The 15,704-nt window shown below is 64.2% G+C and carries 21 protein-coding genes and 1 pseudogene; 9 read left to right on the top strand and 13 right to left on the bottom strand.

Annotated elements, in window-relative coordinates; genetic code table 11:
• Positions 1-555 precede the first annotated feature (555 nt).
• The 3 genes from ACLBX9_RS10200 to ACLBX9_RS10190 form a co-directional block, all read right to left on the bottom strand.
• Entirely contained in the window at positions 556-897 is a 342-nt protein-coding gene (locus tag ACLBX9_RS10200; RefSeq protein ID WP_447718859.1) for a hypothetical protein, read from the bottom strand.
• Positions 898-910: 13 nt separating this feature from the next.
• Complete coding sequence (locus tag ACLBX9_RS10195; RefSeq protein ID WP_447718858.1) at positions 911-2,395, bottom strand: methyl-accepting chemotaxis protein; 1,485 nt, start codon at positions 2,393-2,395, stop codon at positions 911-913.
• Positions 2,396-2,619: 224 nt separating this feature from the next.
• A complete protein-coding gene (locus ACLBX9_RS10190) occupies positions 2,620-3,099 on the bottom strand; it encodes a PAS domain-containing protein (RefSeq protein WP_447718857.1) in 480 nt (159 codons plus the stop codon).
• Between the two features lie 287 nt (positions 3,100-3,386).
• Between ACLBX9_RS10190 and ACLBX9_RS10185 the strand changes: the two genes are divergently transcribed.
• Positions 3,387-5,744 (top strand): bifunctional diguanylate cyclase/phosphodiesterase, encoded by a 2,358-nt coding sequence (locus ACLBX9_RS10185; protein ID WP_447718856.1) that lies wholly within the window; start codon positions 3,387-3,389, stop codon positions 5,742-5,744.
• Positions 5,741-6,208, top strand: a complete 468-nt coding sequence (locus tag ACLBX9_RS10180; protein ID WP_447718855.1) for a BLUF domain-containing protein — start codon at positions 5,741-5,743, stop codon at positions 6,206-6,208. The genes ACLBX9_RS10185 and ACLBX9_RS10180 overlap by 4 nt, the downstream gene beginning before the upstream one ends.
• Positions 6,209-6,261: 53 nt before the next feature.
• Here the strand turns inward: ACLBX9_RS10180 and ACLBX9_RS10175 are convergent, their stop codons facing one another.
• Positions 6,262-7,089: a helix-turn-helix domain-containing protein gene (locus tag ACLBX9_RS10175; RefSeq protein ID WP_447718854.1), complete on the bottom strand. Its 828-nt coding sequence runs from the start codon at positions 7,087-7,089 to the stop codon at positions 6,262-6,264.
• A gap of 335 nt (positions 7,090-7,424) precedes the next feature.
• Between ACLBX9_RS10175 and ACLBX9_RS10170 the strand changes: the two genes are divergently transcribed.
• The 6 genes from ACLBX9_RS10170 to ACLBX9_RS10145 all read left to right on the top strand — a co-directional run bounded on the left by ACLBX9_RS10170 (position 7,425) and on the right by ACLBX9_RS10145 (position 9,919).
• Positions 7,425-7,622, top strand: a complete 198-nt coding sequence (locus ACLBX9_RS10170) for a hypothetical protein (protein ID WP_447718853.1) — start codon at positions 7,425-7,427, stop codon at positions 7,620-7,622.
• A 48-nt stretch (positions 7,623-7,670) separates the two neighbouring features.
• On the top strand, positions 7,671-7,925 hold the full coding sequence (locus ACLBX9_RS10165) for a hypothetical protein (RefSeq protein WP_447718852.1): 255 nt from the start codon (positions 7,671-7,673) through the stop codon (positions 7,923-7,925).
• Positions 7,926-7,998: 73 nt separating this feature from the next.
• Positions 7,999-8,265, top strand: coding sequence for a hypothetical protein (locus tag ACLBX9_RS10160; protein WP_447718851.1), 267 nt, complete (start codon positions 7,999-8,001; stop codon positions 8,263-8,265).
• A gap of 149 nt (positions 8,266-8,414) precedes the next feature.
• Positions 8,415-8,744 (top strand): HU family DNA-binding protein, encoded by a 330-nt coding sequence (locus ACLBX9_RS10155; protein WP_447718850.1) that lies wholly within the window; start codon positions 8,415-8,417, stop codon positions 8,742-8,744.
• A 119-nt stretch (positions 8,745-8,863) separates the two neighbouring features.
• A complete protein-coding gene (locus ACLBX9_RS10150) occupies positions 8,864-9,550 on the top strand; it encodes a Crp/Fnr family transcriptional regulator (RefSeq protein ID WP_447718849.1) in 687 nt (228 codons plus the stop codon).
• A gap of 126 nt (positions 9,551-9,676) precedes the next feature.
• Positions 9,677-9,919, top strand: a complete 243-nt coding sequence (locus tag ACLBX9_RS10145; RefSeq protein ID WP_447718848.1) for a DUF6894 family protein — start codon at positions 9,677-9,679, stop codon at positions 9,917-9,919.
• Positions 9,920-10,802: 883 nt separating this feature from the next.
• Here ACLBX9_RS10145 and ACLBX9_RS10140 read toward each other — a convergent pair.
• Genes ACLBX9_RS10140 through ACLBX9_RS10130 form a run of 3 tightly spaced genes read right to left on the bottom strand, consistent with a single transcriptional unit; the run spans position 10,803 to position 11,883 of the window.
• Positions 10,803-11,342 (bottom strand): hypothetical protein, encoded by a 540-nt coding sequence (locus ACLBX9_RS10140; protein ID WP_447718847.1) that lies wholly within the window; start codon positions 11,340-11,342, stop codon positions 10,803-10,805.
• Positions 11,343-11,398: 56 nt separating this feature from the next.
• A complete protein-coding gene (locus tag ACLBX9_RS10135) occupies positions 11,399-11,719 on the bottom strand; it encodes a hypothetical protein (protein WP_447718846.1) in 321 nt (106 codons plus the stop codon).
• Positions 11,719-11,883 (bottom strand): hypothetical protein, encoded by a 165-nt coding sequence (locus tag ACLBX9_RS10130; RefSeq protein ID WP_447718845.1) that lies wholly within the window; start codon positions 11,881-11,883, stop codon positions 11,719-11,721. The genes ACLBX9_RS10135 and ACLBX9_RS10130 overlap by 1 nt, the downstream gene beginning before the upstream one ends.
• Positions 11,884-11,928: 45 nt before the next feature.
• On the opposite strand from ACLBX9_RS10130, the gene ACLBX9_RS10125 reads away from it, so the two are divergent.
• Positions 11,929-12,024, top strand: a complete 96-nt coding sequence (locus ACLBX9_RS10125) for a hypothetical protein (protein ID WP_447718844.1) — start codon at positions 11,929-11,931, stop codon at positions 12,022-12,024.
• Positions 12,025-12,037: 13 nt separating this feature from the next.
• On the opposite strand, the gene ACLBX9_RS10120 is transcribed toward ACLBX9_RS10125, so the two are convergent.
• The 6 genes and pseudogenes from ACLBX9_RS10120 to ACLBX9_RS10095 form a co-directional block, all read right to left on the bottom strand.
• Positions 12,038-12,364: a hypothetical protein gene (locus ACLBX9_RS10120; protein ID WP_447718843.1), complete on the bottom strand. Its 327-nt coding sequence runs from the start codon at positions 12,362-12,364 to the stop codon at positions 12,038-12,040.
• Positions 12,365-12,433: 69 nt separating this feature from the next.
• Positions 12,434-12,760: a metal-sensitive transcriptional regulator gene (locus tag ACLBX9_RS10115; RefSeq protein ID WP_447718842.1), complete on the bottom strand. Its 327-nt coding sequence runs from the start codon at positions 12,758-12,760 to the stop codon at positions 12,434-12,436.
• Positions 12,761-12,834: 74 nt separating this feature from the next.
• A complete protein-coding gene (locus ACLBX9_RS10110; protein ID WP_447718841.1) occupies positions 12,835-13,692 on the bottom strand; it encodes a manganese catalase family protein in 858 nt (285 codons plus the stop codon).
• Between the two features lie 367 nt (positions 13,693-14,059).
• Positions 14,060-14,339 (bottom strand): annotated as a pseudogene (locus ACLBX9_RS10105) (disulfide bond formation protein B); the annotation flags it as partial.
• A 415-nt stretch (positions 14,340-14,754) separates the two neighbouring features.
• Complete coding sequence (locus ACLBX9_RS10100) at positions 14,755-15,006, bottom strand: PsiF family protein (RefSeq protein WP_447718840.1); 252 nt, start codon at positions 15,004-15,006, stop codon at positions 14,755-14,757.
• A gap of 296 nt (positions 15,007-15,302) precedes the next feature.
• Positions 15,303-15,704, bottom strand: a 402-nt coding sequence (locus tag ACLBX9_RS10095; RefSeq protein ID WP_447718839.1) for an outer membrane protein, incomplete at its 5' end; no start/stop codon positions are given.

Raw genomic sequence — 15,704 nt, 5'->3', positions numbered from 1 at the left:
ACGCGCCAACGTGGAGTAAGTTTCCGGGTGCCCGCGGGTCGCGACTGCTGCTAGACTGCGTGCCGGCTTCGCTCCTCCGTGACAAACTCGCGGTGAAGCCAAGAGCCCGTCCCGATCCCCCCGACGGGCGGGCTCTTTCATGCCTCACCGTGTCGATCCTGCGCTGGCGGAGGCCATTCTCGCATGGCACCCGTGCGCTATGAGGAGACCCGATAAAGCCACCTGCGAGGTGTGGATCGACGGCAAGTGGCAACTCATGCCGCTCGTCGAGGCGCACGCCCAACACCGCACCGCCGAGAAACGTTGCCCTGTCTGCCACGGCCGCGTCCACACGCAGGGTTCATACGCATTGCAAGGCACCGTCACCATGGCGCACCGGAGGGTTCACGATGGCTGCTCGAGGATCCCCAAGCAGTACGCCGGGACGCCGAAGCCGCACCCAGAGCCTTTGAACTAAAACGCGCCGGTCGTGCGACTGCACCGATCAAACCCTAGCGAGCAGCACGGGGCAAAACAGTGCGGCGCGGGAGCAAATCGTGGCAGTACAGTCGCGGATTAGGCCCGTGGGCGGCCTCCACTTACAACGAGGGCGCTTGTTTCAGCCTGATGGATGAACACATTGATCTGAACCAGTCCCTCGCGCGCCGCGACTTTCAGATTTGCGTTGACGATGTTGATCTGAGGATCGCTGCTCGGTGCCCGCGCGTCCAGATCGGCGATGATCGCGGCAAGCTCATCACGCTGCGCACGAAATTTCGTCAGGATAATGCTGAGCTGCGCCGCCGACAGTGTCCCCGCACGACCGTCGGCCAGCAGCTGTGCCGCAGGAGCGTCGAAGGCGGCCAGGGCGGATGCCTCGCCAGGTCTGCGGCGGAACGGAATGACGGTGCGGCTCATAGAGTTCAGTCCGTCAACCGACCGCCCTTGCGGCCTCGCGCACTTGGCGCGTGGCGACATCGACCTGCTCGCTCGCCCGGGCGATGGCCTCCATGCCCCCGGCGATCGTAGCCACGCCGTGCGCGGCTGTGTGCATGCTGCCCGACATCTCCCGCGTTACCGCCGACTGCTCCTCGACTGCCGCCGCGATCGCGGCCGAGACCTCGTCCAGCGCCCGGATTGTGCTTTGGATCGAGCCGATCGCGCCCACAGCCTCGCGCGTGGCCGCCTGAGTCGCTGTGATCTGACCGCGGATCTGGTCAGTCGCCTTTGCGGTCTGCTCGGCCAGCGCCTTCACCTCGGAGGCCACGACCGCAAAGCCTTTGCCGGCCGCGCCAGCACGCGCCGCTTCGATGGTGGCGTTCAGTGCCAGCAGGTTGGTCTGCGAGGCGATCCCTTGGATCATGGTCACGACCTCACCGATTTGCGCCGCCTGGCCGCTCAGACCCTCAACGATACCGCCGGTACGCCGGGCCTGCTCCACGGCCTCGCCAGCCATGCGCGCGGCATGGCTGACCTGGTGGCTAATCTCACCGACCGAAGCCGATAGCTCCTCGGCACCTGACGCCACGGCCTGAATGTCGTTGGAGACCTGCCCGACCGTGCCAGCCGCCGCTGCGGTCTGTCGCGTGACATCCTCGACAGCAGACCCGATCGCGTCGAGGTCAGTGCCGATTGTGCGCTGCGCCTCCGCCCGGCGCTGGCGCTCGTGCACCTGCGCGGTCACGTCGGTGGCGAACTTCACCACCTTGAACACGGTGCCATCTGCGTCGGTGATCGGATTGTAGGTGCCCTGGATCCAAACCTCGCGGCCGCCTCGGGCCACGCGCTTGAACTCGCCTGCCGCAAACTCACCGCGCCCAAGCCGGTCCCAGAACCCTCGGTAGCTGGCGCTGGCCTGTTCGGCCGCATCCACGAATAGACTGTGGTGCTGACCGCGGATCTCGTCGAGGCGGTAGCCGACCGCGTCGAGGAAGTTCTGATTGGCGTCGAGGATCGCGCCGGTCGGATCGAAGGCGATCACCGCCTGCGAGCGGTTCAGCGCGGCGATCTGGCCGTCACTATCCAGCGCATGCAGCTTCTGCGCGGTGATGTCGATCGCGAACTTGACGATCTTTGCGACGCGACCGGCCCGATCGCGCACGGGATTGTAGCTCGCCTGGATCCAGACGACGCGGCCGCCCTTCGCGCAGCGCTTGAATTCTGCGGCCTGGGACGTGCCCAGCCGCAGGGCGTCCCAAAATGCTCGGTACTCCGCGTGGTCGCGGCAGACCGGCTCCACGAACATGGCGTGGTGCTGCCCCTGCACCTCGGCCAGTGTGTAGCCCATTACGGTCAGGAAGTTGGCATTCGCGCCGAGAATGGTGCCGTCGGGCAGAAACTCGATGACGGCTTGAGAGCGATCGAGGGCATCGAGCTTGGCCGCCTGATCCGCATGCGTGCGCGTTCCACCGAACATGTTCGTCCCTTCCCGGATCTTTGGGCTGCTGAGCGGCAGATCGGGAAGTCGGCGGATCGCACCGCTGACGCGTTGCCAGTCTTATCACAGCTGAGGGCAATGCTGAGCAATGAACCCTAATTGAACGTTAAATCGTTTCCAGATTGTTCGACATTCAATTGGTCATAACCCATATCAGCTTCGAGATAGTGTATTCACGCTTTCGTGACTTACTTTGTTACAACTCAAGCGTGTTCGAAGATGGCAAGCTGGCGTAGGAAGTGGGTTAACAGATCGTTGCTTACGTCGACCGGCTCGTAGCGTCCGCTCTGACCCCGCGAGGGACGCCCTATTCGCCGGATCACCTCACGCTCGAACGCCACGAAGTTCTCGATCCGACCGTCGGCGGCACGCAACGGTCGGCAATCGACCTCGGCGCGGTACTTGGAGCCGTCGCCGCGATAGTTGGTCAGATAGCCGTGGAAGCGCTCGCCGGCTGCGAGAGCGTGATGGAAAGTATCCAAGGTCGCGCGCCGCGTCTCCTTGCCTTGCATGAAGCGCGGGCTCTGTCCGATGATGGCGTGCAGATCTCGCCCGACGAGCTGCCCGAAGGCCGAGTTGGCATAGACGATCGTTGGTCCTGGACGAACGATCTCCGCGTCGGTGACAACGATCCCGATGGGAGCCTCGCGGGCCAAGGCACGGATGAGTTCAAGGGCAGTCATGCTACGGCAGAGCTATACATGCGCTGGATGTGGCGTCACTGCGCCCGACACATGGCCGATGGGCAGCGTCCACGGCGGCGACGTTTCTTCGGCAGCGTTTAGGGGCCAAGCCAAAATCGCCTAGGGCAGCCACCTTCTGGTTCAGAAGTAATCAGTTAGAAGCCCAACTTATGTTATGAGCTGTGCGTCTATAAAAACCTTCTGTCTTCCTATGAGCTAGGCGCTTATCCCCATCTACCAATATTAATTAACTAGTCGAGGGCACTCTGCAGGCCGCGGAGTTTGCCATGCGATCTGTCTACACGTGCCTTACCCAGGCGCACGATCATCAGCTGATCCTGCTCGCTGCGGGCGTCTGTGTCGTCGGCGTCTACGGCTCGTTCTCAGTCGCAACCCATGCGGCGCGCTCCGAAGGCCGGGGCGCCACGCTCTGGGCGGGTGCCAGCATCATCGCGGCAGGCTGCACCGCCTGGGCCACCCACATGATCGCGATGTTGGCGTTTCAGCCCGGTATGCCTGCCGGCTTTGAGCCGTTTCTCACAGCACTGTCGCTCCTTGTCGCCGTCGCGGGTATCGCGATCAGCATCGCCTCCGTGATCGGTCGACGCGAGCGGCCACGTCGCTTCCTCGCCGGACTTATCCTCGGCGTAAGCATCATCACGCTGCACTATCTCGGAGAGGCTTCTTATCTCGTGGCGGGGACCGTCACCTGGGATCTGCCGCTGGTAACCGTATCCGTACCGCTAAGCCTGGTCATGTTCGGTGCGGCCATTCTCACCGCTGGTGAGCGCAGCCGAAGATTACGCCGGGCTGCAGCCCCCCTCCTAGTGAGCGCGATCGGTGTCCTGCACGTCTGTGGCATGGCGGCGATGACGCTCACCTTCGATCCGGAGCGCCCGCTGCCGCCTCAGGCCGTTCCGCCCGAGGTGATCGCACCCGTTGTCGCAGGTGTATCCCTCGGCCTGATGGCTCTGGCCGTCGTCGGGCTGCGTCTGACCTTGAACGCGCGGGCTCAGGCGCGGCGGGACCAAGAGCGCCTTCGCGAGCTGGCCAATCTCGCCGTTGAGGGGCTCGCAGTCTGCGATGGCGAGGTGATCACAACGGCCAATCGGAGCCTGGAGCACCTGTCGGGTGTCGATGCGGGGGCTCTCAACGGCTGCCGCCTCTCCACCCTTCTCCCCGACCTCACTATCTCGGCGCTTCCTGAGCGCGAGGAGCAGGAAGCCGAGCTCGTCGATGCCGATGGTCAGCGCGTGCCAGTGCGTGTCCTGCGCAGCGAAGTCCCACTCGGTAGCGGCCTCCAGACCGTGCTGGCCGTGCGTGACCAGCGGGAGCGCCTGCAGACCGAGTCGAAGATGCGCACGCTGGCCTACTCGGACGCACTGACCGGCCTGCCCAACCGCGCCCACTTCCACGATCTGCTCGCGCGCCACGCCGCCTTCTGCCAGGAGCAGGATCGGACCTTCGCCGTGCTCGTTCTCGATCTCGACAGGTTCAAGCTGGTCAACGACACACTGGGTCACGGCCTAGGCGATGTGCTGCTCTGCAAGACAGCCCAGCGTCTCAAGGCAGTGCTCGGAGTGGATGACGTGGTTGCACGTCTGGGCGGCGACGAATTCGCGGTCCTGCAGGCCGCTGTGGCCGATCCGGAGGCGGTTCAGGTGTTGGCCGCACGCATCGTTGAGCTGATCGGCCGTCCGTTCCTGATCGAGGGCCAACTCGTCAACATCGGTGCCTCGGTCGGCGCCGCACTCGCGCCAATGGACGGCCTGGAGCCCCGACAGCTGCTGCGCAACGCCGACCTCGCCCTCTATAAGGCCAAGGCCGACGGCAAGGGCACGTTCCACAGGTTTGATCCCGTACTGGACCAACGCGCGCAGGCCCGGCGCGGTCTAGAGGCCGACCTGCGGCGCGCCATCGCGGTCCAGGAGTTCGAGCTCTACTACCAACCGCTCGTAGATGCACGCTCGGGTGAGATCACCGCGGCGGAAGCGTTGGTGCGCTGGCGGCATCCGGAGCGAGGCCTCGTCTCACCAGCCGATTTTATCCCGCTCGCCGAGGAAACCGGTCTGATCGGGCCGCTGGGGCAGTGGGTCCTGCGCACCGCCTGCAGCCAAGCCGCCCAATGGCCGTCTCACATTCGGGTCGCGGTCAATCTCTCGCCCGCCCAGTTCCGTGATTTGCGTCTCGCCGAAACCGTCAAGGCGGCGCTCAACGCCTCCGGGCTCGCCGCGGACCGGCTTGAACTGGAAATCACCGAAGGCGTGCTGCTGGCCGACGAGGAGCGCACGCTCGCGACGCTGAACCGCCTGCGGGCAGCGGGCGTCAGCATCTCGATGGACGATTTCGGGACCGGCTATTCCTCGCTCAGCTACCTGCGCCGTTTCCCCTTCGACAAGATCAAGGTCGATCAGTCCTTCGTGCGCCAGTGTCCGAGCGATCCCGAGAGCGCCGCGATCGTCCGGGCGATCATCACCATGGGATCATGCCTCGGCATGACAATCACGGTCGAGGGCGTCGAGACAGCGGAGCAGTTCGCCTTCACGGCGGCTTCGGGCTGCGATCAGGTCCAGGGCTATCACGTCAGCCGCCCGCTGCCCGAGGCCGACTTCCTGTCCTTCGTCACCGCCCGCGAGGCCGCATGACCGCGCCGGACCACACCGACCTGTTCAGGCTCGTCTACCGGAGCCGCAGCGCCCTCAGGGGCGACGCCGAGGAAGTGCATCAGCAGGTCGATCGAATCCTCACCGTGTCGCGCTATCGCAACGCGCAGGCCGGTGTCACGGGCGCGCTGATGTTCACAGGCCTATTCTTCGTACAGGCCCTGGAAGGTCCGGCCGCCGCCGTTGAAGCGACCTTCGACCGAATCTGCTGTGATCTGCGCCACAGCGGCATCGAAATCGTCGAGTGCGGGCCCGTCCTGGAGCCAGCCTTCGGAGATTGGTCGATGAGCCACTTGGTGCCGACTACAGATGCCGGAGCTTTGCTCGATCGCGTCGAGCACGACACCGAACTCGCCGATGCCGCATCCGCCGCGATGAAGCTGATGCTCGCCCTGCTTCAATCCGAGCCGCGTGCCATCGCGTCGTCGCAGCACCTCGCTGTCTGAAGGTAGTCAGATTCCTCGCACTCGCGTTCGTTCTATCGATCGTCGGCAGACGCTCACCGCATGGCTTGGCCGCCTCCACCACCCACGCGGATTCTCGCGGGGTCACTTTGGTCGAGGTCGCCAGCTGCCCCTCGGCAGCCTTTTTGCGGTTCCGTTGGCTCTGTTTTTCTCAGAATTGTAACCTCAGTAGGCGTGCGGTTCGCGAATTTGCACCCTCCCCCCTGTATCGCGGTAGCAGGAACGGGCGATCCAAGTCTGGATAGTGGGTCTCGCGTCCGTGCCAGACGCAGCCAAGCCGTCCACTCGGGCGACGTGATCCGCACGATGTTCGTGTCGTTGCGGAAGCCTGTGATCTGCCTCTCCTCGACGGTCAGCAGGCCGAGCTTCCGGGCCTCGCGGATGGCGTTGCGCACGGTGGTCTCGGCCACGCCGACGATGGCCGCGAGGTGGCCGACGGCGAGCCTGCAGTCCTTCCGCCGCACGACCTCCGCCGCCACGAGGGCAAGGACCGCCTGCTCGGCCAGCGTGAACCGGGCCGCGATAGCCGGCGGAAGTCTGCCGGAGGCCGCCCAACGGCGACGGCGCTCCATCGAGGCATTCGTGCGCGGGCGCGAGCCGACGCCAAGCCTCCTGAGGCTTCTCGATCCGTTCCCCGCCACGTCCCCTATTTGGGGTGGGACGGTTGCTGACCCGTTCGGGATCTGTCCGGATCGCTGGGTACCAGTCGACAGTGTCCGCGCCTCAATCAGGCCGGACAGCGCCTCGGCCTCGGCTTCCGTGACCGTTCCCTCCCCGTAGGCGCGCCACAGCAGCGCCGTCACGGATGGCAGGGTGATTCGGTCGGCCGCCTCGATCGCGCGGCGGATCTCATCTGCGAACACGTGTCTTGGCCCTTTCCACAGGGCCACAGGGGGACGATCGGCGGCGCAGGCTGTGCGCTCCGTTCAAGACAAGCCGGTATCGTTGTCAGAACCGGGGTTCTGACTTGACGCCCGAGGGCGCTTCATGGCTTGTGGGGGTTGCACACGGCCCACAGGCCATCTCGATTTCGACGGGCTCCTCGTTTGGCGACGGGGGGCCCGTTGGCTTTTCAGGGTCCTACTGCGGCGGTCGGTGCTCCTGGTGGTGTCCCGGCCGGCGACTCGCGTGAGGCGATGCGTAGCCGGACATGGCATGTCGGCCGGGCGGCACGGTTAAGTCAACGTTGGGGTCAACGATGACCAGCCTTGAGCAGGTGGAACAGGATATCGCTACGCTGCAGGAGAGCCTCCGGATCGCGAGGTTGGCGTTGGCCGACCCCAGCTTACCGGCACAAGACAGGAGCCGTTGGCAGGCCAGCATCGATCTCTACGAGCAACACCTGCGTGAGCTTCTGGCGGTACGCGACGATCTGCGATCGCTAGCGGAGGACTGAGGTCGGATCACCTGGAACCGCTCAGCTGGCAGGCGTATCACCCCCGCCATGGCCAAGCGCACGAAGCAGCTCCCGCAAGATCGCGGCACCGTCCTGTTCGATGTCGTTTTCGAGGATGGCTCGCGCGCCTCGAACCGTCGCGTGCCTATGGAGATCCTAGGCGGTCTCGACGGTGATCAGCCGGCCCGCGACCTCATCGAGCAACAGGAGGCGGAAATAGCGCAGAAGGCCGGGCGGCCGCCACGCGTTGTCCGAAGCCTGATGCGGGCCGCCAAACCGGAACCGAAGCCGGTCCGAGAGTAGCGAGCAGCGCTCCACGGCAGCAGGAAGTCTCGCAGGCGGCACGTTGAGGCTGCGGTTTCGTGAGGTGATGCCCATGCATGCCGGACCGCCGACGGTTGCCGACCTGCGCAGGGTCGGCCGCATCAACAGCCAAGAGATCGTCGCGGCGATCGACTTCTACCTGCGGGACCCAACGGCTGGCCCCTACCGCTTCGCCAGCGGTCACCGCCTCGATGTCGCGGCGATCGTCGCTTCGGCGATCAGCCTCGAGCAGGTCGCAAGCCGATCCGGCCCGCAAGAGAACGCGTTCCGGATAGCCTTGGCCACCGCCATCATGGCCGCTTGTCCGACCCCGCCGTAACACGTCGGTCGCTCGACTCAGACCGGACCTGAAACTACGGGCAGAGGAGCGGCCGACGTCACCGACGCGAACCGATACGCAACGCGGCCCGTGGCTCGATATGCCATAGTGCGGCTGCGGGCCGGTGAACGAGGGAGCGGCGCTGGCGCATGATCCGGTCTGAGCTCATCGCCCGCATCGCGGAGCAGAACCCGCACCTCTACGCCAAGGACGTGGAGGCGGTGGTCTCTGTCATCCTCGCGCGGATTGCTGCGGCGCTGACATCCGGCGACCGCGTCGAATTGCGGGACTTCGGTTCGTTCGCGACGAAGGAACTGCAGGGCCGGACAGCTCGCAACCCGAAGACGGGAGCGGTCGTCAGCGTCGAGACCAAGCAGAGCATAGCCTTCAAGCCGGGTAAGGCCATGCGTGTCCGGCTCAATCGTCCAACCACCCGCGGTGATGGCGATCCGTCACAGCAGAAACATATCATAGATTAGTACTTGCGCCGCTCAGATGCGCTGTGTGCGGTCTGCTGCGAGGAGCGCTCTTCGCTCCTCACGGGTGATACGACGCGATGCCATCCTCCGGGTACCCGTTGGAGTTGATAGTCCGCAAATTGGGCGGTGCCACGCGCTTCTCCCAAGCTGAGCAACACGCGCTCAGAGATCTGCCGGCGACGATCTGGACGGTCGAGGCCCAGCGGGACATCGTCAACGAGGGCGATCCGGCCACGCAGTGCTGCCTCGTCCTCGATGGCTGGATCTGCTGCTATCATCTTCTCACGGAGGCTGGGCGTCAGATCCTGTCGTTCCACGTGCCCGGCGATCTGCCCGATCTGCAGTGCCTGCATCTACCGCGTCCTGACTTCGGCATCGCGGCCGTCACGCGGGCCACTGTCGCCTTCGTGCCGCATGCTAAGCTCCGCGAGCTTGCAAACGGCTTCCCCACCATCGCGGCCGCGCTGTGGCGAGAAACCCTGACCTGCGCCGCGATCCACCGTGCCTGGATCACCAGCCTCGGCCGGCGCGATGCGCGCCAGAGGCTCGCTCACCTCATCTGTGAACTGTACCTGCGCCTCGAAGCCGTTGGTCTCGCCGATGAGCACATCCTGCCGATGCCGCTTCGGCAACCTGATCTCGCCGACGCGCTGGGGCTGACCTCCGTGCATATGAACCGGACGTTGAAGGCCATGCGCACGGACGGTCTGATCAGCTTGCGCTCACGCAGACTGGAGATCCGCGATTGGGCAGGCCTCAGTGCCGTCGCCGAGTTCGATCCGCAGTACCTGCACCTCAGCCTCTAGGTCGGTCCCGGTATCGCGCGACGCGAGTGCGGACACCCGGGATCTGTGCGCTCTACGATCGCAGCAGGCCCATAGAACCTCCTCCTGGCGATTGTGCTTGATCGAGCGTCGGCTTCGGAGGCGCTGATGGCCCGCTACTTCTTCGATGTGAGCAACGGCGAGACCGTCACAGACGATGATGGCATCGAGTTCACGGATGCGCACCGTGCCTCGAAGGAAGCCCTTCAGTCGCTCCCCGACATGGCCAAGGACCTGCACCCGTCCTCCGAGCCTGAGACGGTCACCATCACCGTGCGGGACGAGTCCGGCACCGCGCTCTACAGAGCCACGCTCACGATTGAGGGTACGTGGTTGCAGGACCAGCAGTAAAGAAGCACGCTTCAAATTCCGCGGAGAGACGCTCCGTCTTGTTCCGCCACCCGATCGGGCCGCTCAGCATACGGGGGCCGACCCTCAGCCCGATTTGCCAGGATCCTCTCGCGCAACAGTACAGCTCGACGGGCGATCGCCTCAGCATCGCAGACCCGGCAGGGACCACCGCGGCCGGCAGCACGGCAGTTGTTGAGGTTCTGGCAGGACTGGCGAGGCATAGCAGCATTCACATACGTTGGGGTGCAACCTGCACGAGGGGTGTAGGGCCCGCCCGTCGGCTTCGGTCGACCTCCACGCCCGTCTGCAGATATGCCCCTCAGCTGTCGAGGGCGGGCGTGGATGCTGAGTTTCAGTACTTAATATTACATATTTGAGTATACACAGGGCGGACCTGCTGTAGCTTAGCTGGGTCGACTTTGCGTCGATCTCCGCGCCCGCCGCCTGGTGTGCCCCTCAAGCTGCCGGAAGGCGGGCGTGGATGCCGGCTCTTTGGAATGGGTGGAGCGGAGCTACCGGGCGCGACACACTCTGAGCGGCCCCGATGGCGATCAGCCAGCCCGCGAACGCATCGAGCAGCAGGAGGCAGGTCGACCTCCGCGGGGAATTCAGAGTCTGACGCGGGCTGCCAGACCAGAGTCGAAGCCTGTCCGAGAGTAAGCTGGATTATAGATCCTTGGACGGCCGCCCGGCCTGGATCAGGCGCTAGGGAAGGTTCACCGCCCTCGGCTGCGCTGGATCACAGCCGGGGTCCGGGCCGGGCGACCTGGCCGCGCATCATGTTGAGACAGGCGGCCGAGAGGGTATGGGAGAGGACCGCGCCGTTTAGATCAAGTGCGGTGGACGGCCTTTGCCAACCTTCATGATCGAACGGGACCGAGGATCACTCCACGCTCTCAAGCGTCTTCTGCAGGCCGAGCCACCCCTTCGCCTTCCTCGACAGGAGACCGACTCGTCGCCTCTTCGGAGGAACAATCCCTCGAGCTGCATTCAGCCGGCCCGCCGTTTCATCCAGGCCGAGCGGGTCAGCTTGGCGGCCAATCGCCAGCGCACCTTCCAACACGCCCAAGGCACGGTCGAAGTGGAGAGGGCTGGAGTAGGACGGATCGAATTCGAGCTGCGTGCTGATGTAGCGCGTCCGTTCCCGCTCGACCGTTGGTGTGTCTGCACAGGCCAGCCGGACCACGAATGGCATAAGGCGCTGCCGGTCCGCATCGGTCGCCTCGTCGTTCAGGCGCAGGGCGAGTTGGCAGATCGGACGTGAGAAGCAGTCCGGCATGGATCTGACCGAACCGACACGCTGGTACGGGAAGCCGCATGCCACGACCGCCGCCTCGTTAATGCAAGTGCCCCCATCCGGTCCAGGGAATTCATGCGAGCCCCGGAGAAGCTTCCAATTCAGGATGTGATCGAAGTCGCTCATGGTGGCTAACTCCGTAGCCGCCCCCATTTAGAACCTCTCCCTAGGTAGCCGTCCCGTCAACCACGCAGGTGCTGTCGCTCTGGCGTAGGATCCCAATGCCGCAGCGTCGCCCGCACCTGCGTGACGTGATCCGGCTCGGGACGCCCGAGCAGCGCCGCGATGGCCTCGTGGGTGGCCAGCCAGCGTCGGGCGGTCAGCAGCAGGTCAGGTCCGGCTACGTCGAGGCCGAGACGGTCAACGCGCTGGTGGGCCACAACCAGCCGGCGGTTCAGCCAGCGCACACGCAGCAACAGGATCAGGAGCCGCGCCGTCGCGGGCCACGAGAGGCGTTGGGCCGCTTCGGCAGTCGCTAATCGGATCGGTAGTGCAGTAGGCATCAGCGCACCTTGGCGAGGTCGAGGAGCGCTACGCCCACGGCGGCCACGATGTTCCCGCGCCCGCGCCAGGGTAGGATCTCGGCCGCCGGCTGCGGCTCGGCCAACACCTCCGGCAGCACGATCTCGGGCGCTTCGGCCTCGCGGTCTTGGTCGTTGCCGCGCACGCGCACGCCTCGCACAGTCTTGACCGCGGCGCACCGATCCACCTTGTGCAGGCCACGCTCGGCCACGCCTCGGTGGCGACGACGGGGCGGTATCTGCATGCGCGGCCATCTGAGAGTTCGGCACGATTTCTGGGGGTGTAGAACTCCTCAGCGTTCAGAGCGGAAGGCTTGCAACCTCGACGCCCTGCCACATCACCCTGACCATGGTGTAAGCACCTGGGAAGGTTCGGTTCTGCAACATGCATGACGCCCAGTGGCTCCCGGGAACGCTGTCACCGCCCACGCTTACGACGAGATCGAGGCTGAGTACTGAAAGATCACTGGAGGGTGGTTCAGACATTGTCAAATGCGGTTTTTCGTTCGCATCTGTGAGTTCGATTTCGCCGGAGATCTTCATGAACCGGTCAGTTTGATCATCGCTCGGACCAGCGATTTCTTCGGCCAACCAATTGCGCGTTGCGGGCACCAGATCTCCAGACATTCCTGACTCCTTGGGGACAAGCGAGTTCTGTCGAGCCATGAAATAGCGATCCTAATACTCATCATCCACTCATGCTTTGTATTGCATACCTGCGCGTAGGACGCGGATCATGTCGGCAATGACCAACGCTCTGTCAGCATCCGCCTCAGCTGCGATCTGCGCACCGGCTGTGACGTGCTCGGCGGTGATCATCAGCGCTACCTCGCGCAAGGCCGCGGTCAGCGCAGTGATCTGCTGGATCTCGTCCAAGCAGTATCGGTCTTCCTCGATCATCCCGCGCAGACCGCGGATCTGACCCTCGATCCGGTTCAGACGCAGTACTAGGGGCCGTTTTGCCTCTTCGCTGCGCCTAAGCTGGATCTTGTCGCCAACAATCTCACCTTCAACATCACTCATCGAGAGCCCCGCCCCGTCATGCGTTTCAAACCCAATGCGGGTTGTTCGTGGCCGAGGGGCGGAGCTTTCACAGATCAGCCGATCTGTTGGGTCTCAGCACCGCTGTCGGGCCGTGCCGGGCCGAGCACCGGCTCCTCGCCCATCGGCTTGTTCTGGAACACGCTGAACTGGCCCTTGCCGTCAATCGACTGACCGCTGGTCCAACGTCCCTCTGGCGGCGCAGAGCCGTCGTGCGCGGTGGCGTAGAAGTTGTAGTTGTTCTGCTGATCCTCCTTCTCCTGCGGGAAGGAGTTCGGGATCGGCAGCGTGCCCTCGTGGCCACCCATCTCCTCGATCACCGCCAGCCATTGCTGCTGGTGCATCGTGTCGCGAGCGATCATGAAATGTAGCATGTCTTTCATGCCGGGATCGTTCGTGGCGTTGTAGAGGCGCACCGCCAGGACGCGGCCAGTGCTCTCGGCAGCGACGTTGCAGTACATGTCGGCCGCGAGGTTGCCGCTGGCGTAGATGTGGCTCATGTCGAAGGGCACGCCCTCGCAGTTGGCCGGGAAGGCGGCCATACCGGTCGATAGCAGATGCCGGTGCAGCATGCCCTCGACCATGTGGCGCGGGTTCTCACCGCCCATCACGGCACCCACGATCTTGTCGGCGGCGCCCGCCTCCTGAACCTTGGTGGGAGCGGCCTCAAGGTTCATCGCTACCGCCGTGGCCAGCATCTCAACGTGACCCATCTCCTCGGTGGCAGTATGCAGGAGCATGTCGCGGTACTTCGTCGTCGGCCCACGCGCACCCCAAGCCTGGAAGAAGTACTGCATGCACACGCGGATCTCGCCCTCGATGCCGCCGATCGCCTGCTGGAGCATGCGCGCGAAGACCGGATCGGGGCTCTCAACCCTGACCGGGTACTGCAGGCGCTTGTCGAAGTAGAACATGGGGTCGCTCCGTGATCGGTGCTGCACCATGACGGCGAGCTTGGCAGATACTCCCAAGGAGCATCTGGTCCGATACCCAGGCAACCGAGGTAGGGCTGATCAGTTCGGTCGCGATCACGCGAACTTGGGCTAGTCGCTCTGGTGTAGGTTGGCCGCCATGTAGGAGAAGCTCACCCTAGCAAGCGGTACCCGGTGGTCTCGCAAGCTTCCAAGCCGCACTGGAGAAAGGCCGACGCCGCGTTGATGGCGCACAGCGCGGTCACGTACAGCCCGATCCAGCGGACGAGGCGCGCCGACCGTCGCGCCGCTGCTCCTTCCTGCGGGTGCCCCGCTCCGGCGATGGCAATCTGCAGAGACAGGGCGGTGAGTACGCCAAGAGCGATCAGCACCGACCAGACCGGCATGTGAAGGCCAAGCACGGCGCTGCCGACATAGCTGTGGCCAGGACGCGGATAGATATCGATCAGCGTTTGCCGACCCGCAACGAACAGCAGGAATACGGTGGAGACGAGAGCAAGGCCGACACCCCTTGTTCCGTCTCTGCGTCGAAAATGATGCATCAAGCCGAAGCAAATGCCGAACATAGCGACGCGTTGGAGGAGGCAGAGCGCACAGGGTATTTCGCCAAATCCGTGCTGTATGACCATCGCGGCTGTGAGGACGGCGGCGATCACAACCAACAAGCCGACAAGGCCCAGGTCGCTCAAGGTGGCGATCGATGTTTGACGCTGGTTAGTCGATCGAAGCACCACCACACCTATCCCTGCAGCCATGGCATGCGAAATCCGTCGAACGGGCTATAGATTTCGAATAGGAACATTCCCAGCGACATAAGCACGCTGACGGCGAAAATGGCTGTAGATACCCTGTAGCCACCCAATAACAGATTTAACAGCGCCATCAACATAGTGACGAAGCACAGGACCATCACGTTAGATAGCCTTGTCCGACTCCTGTAGATATATGTTCCACTTAGTACGCCTCATCAAAGATAAAATTGTTCCAATCTCTTAAAGGATATACTATAGCTCGACAAAGCGATGCGCGATCTATCTTCAACGCTCAATCTTCAGGTGTGACGCAGGTCCCCATGAAGGCCTTCCGTTCCGGCCCATCCTTGAGCTTCTGATTGTCCGCTCGCTGTCGGCAGCGGTCGAGCACTGCCGGATCGACGGCTGAAGCCGCTTCCTCGCCGGCTGCTGTCGTACCAGAGACAGGCTTTCGAGGCGGCTCGGGCGGGCTCTGTGCGCCTCCTGCCGTAGGAAGGCAGGCGAGGGTGGCTAGAGCGGTGAGGAGCGCGAGCGAGCATCGCATGGGAATTTGCCTGAATTGCTTCCGTCAGGCGAGGTCGTGGGCGCCATCTGCGGCGAAGGTTCGGCAGGGTATCTGGCACAGGTAGGCTAAGCTACAAATGGCAAACGCCCCAGGAGCGGGTGGCTCCTGAGGCGCTGCCGACCTCGCGGCCAGTCTGATCGGGCTGGGGATGCGAAGGCCAACCGAACTGTAGCATCTTCCGCGGCAGGCAGCGACGAAGGGGACCAGACCTTCGCGCTGCTCTGCCGCCTACACTCTCGATGCGAACACCGAGAGCACGTCGAACCGGTTCAGCTTTAGTACGAGCCGAACTTGTAGTTCAGACCGGCGCGGACGACGGCGAAGTCATTGGTGTTGCGCACCGGGATGTTGTTGAACACCGGCACCAGACCAGCGGCGGTGACGAGGCCGCCGACGAGCGGCAGACCCGTGTTGCGGCCCTGATCGAGGTTGACGTACAGGCCTTCGACCTTGAGCGTGACGGCCGAGGAGCGGAAGAAGTTCAGGAAGGAGTCGGTGGGCAGGGCGTACTCGATGCCGCCGCCGACCGTCCAGCCGGTGACGAAGCTGCTGCGATTGCCGGCGAAGTTCTGGAACGCGACGCGCGAGCCCTGATCGCCGGTGGCGTAGGCGAAGCCGCCGGTGCCGTAGAACAGCACGCGGTCGAAGGCGTAGCCGAGGCGGCCGCGGACCGTGCC

The sequence above is a fragment of the Methylobacterium sp. A49B genome (assembly GCF_053346215.1).
This window is presented reverse-complemented; position numbering and strand designations above follow the sequence as displayed.